The organism is Pseudoalteromonas ostreae, from assembly GCF_018069805.1.
Taxonomy (GTDB): Bacteria; Pseudomonadota; Gammaproteobacteria; order Enterobacterales; family Alteromonadaceae; genus Pseudoalteromonas; species Pseudoalteromonas ostreae.
In genome coordinates this window covers 1-4,414 of record NZ_JAGPYN010000047.1, presented here as the reverse complement: position 1 = coordinate 4,414, position 4,414 = coordinate 1, and the positions used below count along the sequence as shown (strand labels likewise).

Annotated in this window: 6 protein-coding genes; 5 read left to right on the top strand and 1 reads right to left on the bottom strand. The window is 38.5% G+C overall.

What is annotated here, in order from left to right; all coding sequences use genetic code 11:
- Positions 1-203: 203 nt before the first annotated feature.
- Both J7338_RS20350 and J7338_RS20345 read left to right on the top strand, forming a co-directional pair.
- Positions 204-716: a hypothetical protein gene (locus J7338_RS20350; RefSeq protein ID WP_210798796.1), complete on the top strand. Its 513-nt coding sequence runs from the start codon at positions 204-206 to the stop codon at positions 714-716.
- Between the two features lie 52 nt (positions 717-768).
- Complete coding sequence (locus J7338_RS20345; RefSeq protein ID WP_210798795.1) at positions 769-957, top strand: DUF1289 domain-containing protein; 189 nt, start codon at positions 769-771, stop codon at positions 955-957.
- A gap of 134 nt (positions 958-1,091) precedes the next feature.
- On the opposite strand, the gene J7338_RS20340 is transcribed toward J7338_RS20345, so the two are convergent.
- Complete coding sequence (locus J7338_RS20340; RefSeq protein ID WP_210798794.1) at positions 1,092-2,363, bottom strand: O-acetylhomoserine aminocarboxypropyltransferase/cysteine synthase family protein; 1,272 nt, start codon at positions 2,361-2,363, stop codon at positions 1,092-1,094.
- A 485-nt stretch (positions 2,364-2,848) separates the two neighbouring features.
- Between J7338_RS20340 and J7338_RS20335 the strand changes: the two genes are divergently transcribed.
- Genes J7338_RS20335 through J7338_RS20325 form a run of 3 tightly spaced genes read left to right on the top strand, consistent with a single transcriptional unit; the run spans position 2,849 to position 4,258 of the window.
- Positions 2,849-3,124 (top strand): hypothetical protein, encoded by a 276-nt coding sequence (locus tag J7338_RS20335; RefSeq protein ID WP_210798793.1) that lies wholly within the window; start codon positions 2,849-2,851, stop codon positions 3,122-3,124.
- 28 nt (positions 3,125-3,152) lie between these two features.
- A complete protein-coding gene (locus J7338_RS20330; RefSeq protein ID WP_210798792.1) occupies positions 3,153-3,887 on the top strand; it encodes a hypothetical protein in 735 nt (244 codons plus the stop codon).
- A 5-nt stretch (positions 3,888-3,892) separates the two neighbouring features.
- Positions 3,893-4,258 carry a hypothetical protein gene (locus tag J7338_RS20325; protein ID WP_210798791.1) on the top strand — a complete coding sequence of 122 codons (366 nt, stop codon included), beginning with the start codon at positions 3,893-3,895 and terminating at the stop codon, positions 4,256-4,258.
- Positions 4,259-4,414: the final 156 nt, after the last annotated feature.

Sequence of the window (4,414 nt, the reverse complement as noted above, 5' to 3'; positions counted from 1 at the left end):
TTAAGTATACAGTAGTCTATTATAATACATTTACTTAAAGTAAAACTTAGTTTTGAGGTAAAAATCAAACAGGTTCGGCTAAAAACGTTTGATATGAGTCATGCAATAATTTTATTTTCACGTCTTTAATGGCAATTATTCAAGCCCTTAGGTATCCTTTAAGCAACTTCGAAGGATTAGCTATCACAAAAGGATAGTCCACTATGAAAAAGTATTTATCGGTATTATTAACAGGCTTTATTTTATCAGGTTGTAGCAGCTTAACCACTGAGCAAAAAGCAAGTATTGATAACCTTACAGCTTGTGAAAAAATCAATGGTTTATTAGTTGCCTACAACTCACGTTTTGAGGGGTTAAAGCGCACCCGCGTAAATACAAAGTACGCAGAAACCTGGACAGCTAAATACAATCTCGTTGGTAAAGCATGCCAAATCAGTGCTCTGGATGCTGATACAGTGGCTTATCGTTGTATAGACAACTACAAAGAACAAACGCAAGCGGTTGCCATTCATCAAAAGGCCGTTGACTTCACCCGAGCTTGTTTAGCGCAAAATAACTGGCATGTACAACAAAAAGAATCTGCTGATTCATTACGTACAACCTTTGTACTTGATGAAAAGAATCCAGCTATTTCAATTCATACAGGAAAAACCTTATCACGCTCAACGCCATGGTCTACCTCATTTGAAGTAGGTAAATCGATAGCAAATAAATAGTATTAAAACCATAAACAGGTCAGTAAATGCTGACCTGTTAGGCTCAGGATTTATGAATTCAACACCTCAAAAAAGTTCATTGCCATTAAAAACAGACTGCATTGGTAAATGTCACCGCCTCAAAGGCTATTGCGGCGGCTGCGGCCGTACTAGCGACGAAATATTTGACTGGATTATTTTATCTGACCAAGAGAAACAAGCTATTTTAGGCACCCCCAGAGAAGATGCTAATAACCCATAGCTAATAAAGGTGCATTGCAACGGGTCGTGTTTAAAGCCTCTAATTAATTGCCTAAGTGAGGTACTTTTCTTGCTAACCCAAGAAAAATTGATAGCGTCATGTAGCTACGCACTATTTTTCGAATACTAAACAATTTACGCTTTATCAAGCGCTTGACTTACATCGGCAATAATATCGTCGATACTCTCGATACCCACCGATAAACGAATTAAATCGCGGCTTACTCCTGCATTCGCCAGCTCTTCATCGTTTAATTGACGATGAGTGGTTGATGCCGGATGACACGCCAGCGATTTGGCATCACCTATATTAACTAAACGTAAAATCATATTCAGGGCATCAATAAACCGCGTACCGGCTTCAAGGCCACCGGCAATACCAAAACTTAAAATACCTGACGCTTTACCATTGGTAATTTTTTGGCTCATTTCGTTATACGGGCTTGATTTTAACCCCGCGTAATTAACCCAAAGCACTTTAGGGTGATTCTCTAGGTATTCAGCAAGCTGTTGTGCGTTTTCACAGTGGCGCTGCATTCTTAGCCCTAAAGTTTCAAGACCAATTAAAATGTCAGAGGCGTTTTTAGGCGCAAGTGCCGCACCGGTATTTCTAAGAGGGACAACGCGGCAGCGACCAATAAACGCCGCTTCAGCAAACGCATCGGTATAAACCACATTATGATACGACGGATCAGGCTCATTCATCATCGCAAAACGAGTAGCATTGGCTTTCCAGTCAAACTTACCTGAATCAACAATTATGCCGCCAATCGCGGTACCATGGCCGTTAATATATTTAGTGAGCGAGTGCACCACAATATCGGCACCTAACTCAAATGGCCGGCATAAATACGGCGTAGCTACGGTGTTATCTACAATTAAAGGCACTCCTTTACTGTGGGCTATTTTAGCTAATCGAGTGATATCAACAATATTCCCTGCTGGGTTACCAATCGACTCACAAAAAACCGCGCGAGTGTTTTCGTTAATAGCGTTTTCAAAACCTGTAAAGTCATCAGCTTTAATCATTCGCGCTTCTATACCTTGGCGCGGCAAGCTGTGGGCAAATAAGTTGTAAGTACCACCGTACACTTGGCTAGTGCTTACAATATTAGTGCCCACTTCACATAAACATTGAATTGCGTAGGTGATCGCCGCCATACCCGAGGCCACCGCCAGCGCACCAATCCCCCCTTCCATTGCCGCAATACGCTGCTCAAGCACCGCATTGGTCGGGTTCATTATTCGGGTATAAATATTCCCAGGTACTTTTAAATCAAATAAATCAGCCCCATGCTGGGTATTATCAAAAGTGTACGAAGAGGTGTTATAAATCGGCACCGCCGCCGACTTAGTTGTGGCCTCAGATTCATAACCGTGATGCAGCGCTAAAGACTCAAGTTTCATAATTTATTCCTTCAATATAGTTATATCTAACGTAGCATTTAATGGTTACAAAATGCACATGAAATTACTAAAGAATATTGAAGGAATTAGATTTAAGTTAAGGGCAGTTAAAGAGCGAGAAACGGACATTGAAAATGTTAAACTTAGACCTGTATTGATGAGTAGAATTCTATTTTGTCCGATAACATTATTAACCGCCATTTTGGTAAAAAATAGCAAGCTTTGAATTCATACTATTTTAATTACTTGTTTACAAAAGTAATTACTGATGAAATCAACAGGATACGTAATATAAGCCGTTTTGGTGTGTTATAAACCACCAAAATGGTGTTCAATAAGATTGTTAATTGCTTGCGATAAAACTATTTACGGAGGTTGTCGATAGTTAGAAGTGGTTACTTTACTAATAGTTACTTATTGAGTAAAATCTCAACCGATTTGTTGTGGATTCAACAAAATTACAATGGAAATTAAAGGATTAAAACATGGATGCACTACCTAGTACACAAAATAAAGCAATACATATAAAAGCAATACATATAGTTGAAAAACAGATGCCTGTAGATCAACTGATTATGATTATGTATAACTCACCCTCCGAGAATACTTACAAACACTTTAAAATGGTTAATTCCCATATTAAGAATGGAATTGTTCAAGTTGGACAGGTTGTATTGCTGTCTCCAGCAGATGCTCAAGAATGCACAATTGAGGAAGCTGAATTTTTAAATGTCGCTAAAGCAGTGGATTTAACTTCCTAGATTAAAACTGAGTAACTCAGAAAAGCAATTGCTAGTAAATAGATATGAGTTTTTCTCAAATGTTGCAAGTTATAACGGTTTATTGATTGGCGTAAGCAATACTGCATGGAAAGCCCATACTGCTCAAGTTAAATCTATTTTGAAAGATATAGAGCGCACTTATGTTACTGGTTACAAATTAAGCGGTAACTTACATAATAAGAATTTTTTCATTCAACGTAAAATGCAATTTGCTAGATTAGATGCAGCATTAAGTCGTTTTGGACAACCAAGTTTAGGTGGAAAACTTGTAGCTGGTGATATCCGTAGTAATTTGGGACTAAGCAGTAAAAGCATCATTCATCAGTGGAATAAGCAGCCTGCAAATGCCACAACTGTACCCAACTTTCATAAGAACTATGCAGCAGTAGCTGAAATGTCACGTAATTTGAAACGTGTGGGCTATTTAGGAATCATGCTCACAGGTGTTGATGCAGTATCTAACATTCAAAAAGCTTGTACCGTTGGTGATGATTCTCAATGCAGTAAATCGAAATATACACAAACGGGTAAGGCTGCGGGCAGTATCGTTGGAGGAGCTTTTGGTGGTGCAGCTGCAACTTGGGCTACTTACTCAATTGTATTTGGTTTACCAACAGGCGGAACTAGCTTTTTTTGGTGTGCTGTTGTAGCTGGTGCTGGTGGTTACGTTGGCGGTAATATCGGTAGTAATAGTGGAGATTTTATAGGTGAAAAATTATATATTTCAACAGGAATGAAATAACTTAAATGGAAGAATTAAGCTTATTAACAAAAATTGTAATGTTTCTTGGTATTGCTGGTGGCATTGGTATCTTTATTTGGATTGGTATGGTTATTTACTTAAAGAGTAAGTGGCTGACTTTATTAGAAGATATTCTTGATGATGGTGTTAGGTTTTATAGTCTTAATATCTTTTTTTCAGGCAATGGGGTTCTACAATACGCTACAGTATTCCTTTGGTCCTTTCATGCTAGCCGTTATGGAATGCTCGAAAAAAGAAATAATGTACCTAAGTACATTCAAAAATGGTTTGTTTTTGCTTTTTGTTGGTTCATGTCTAGTGGAGCGTTGATGGCCGCATCTGCAATTATAGTAAAAGTATATGACTTATAAAAAGCAACTAATCGGGTAGCCGGAGGTCTCTAACCTCCAGCCCCCACACCACCCATCATGCGCTTTTTATTATAGGAAGTGCAATGGGCGGTTCATCTCCCGTAATGAATATTGATCCAAATATCTCTCAATGACACTAAACCTTGTAAAGCTAAT

Excerpts from the sequence above, each read along its gene's own strand:
- J7338_RS20350 (WP_210798796.1), top strand. The coding sequence starts at position 204 with ATGAAAAAGTATTTATCGGTATTATTAACAGGCTTTATTTTATCAGGT.
- J7338_RS20345 (WP_210798795.1), top strand. The coding sequence starts at position 769 with ATGAATTCAACACCTCAAAAAAGTTCATTGCCATTAAAAACAGACTGC.
- J7338_RS20340 (WP_210798794.1), bottom strand. The coding sequence starts at position 2,363 with ATGAAACTTGAGTCTTTAGCGCTGCATCACGGTTATGAATCTGAGGCC.
- J7338_RS20335 (WP_210798793.1), top strand. The coding sequence starts at position 2,849 with ATGGATGCACTACCTAGTACACAAAATAAAGCAATACATATAAAAGCA.
- J7338_RS20325 (WP_210798791.1), top strand. The coding sequence starts at position 3,893 with ATGGAAGAATTAAGCTTATTAACAAAAATTGTAATGTTTCTTGGTATT.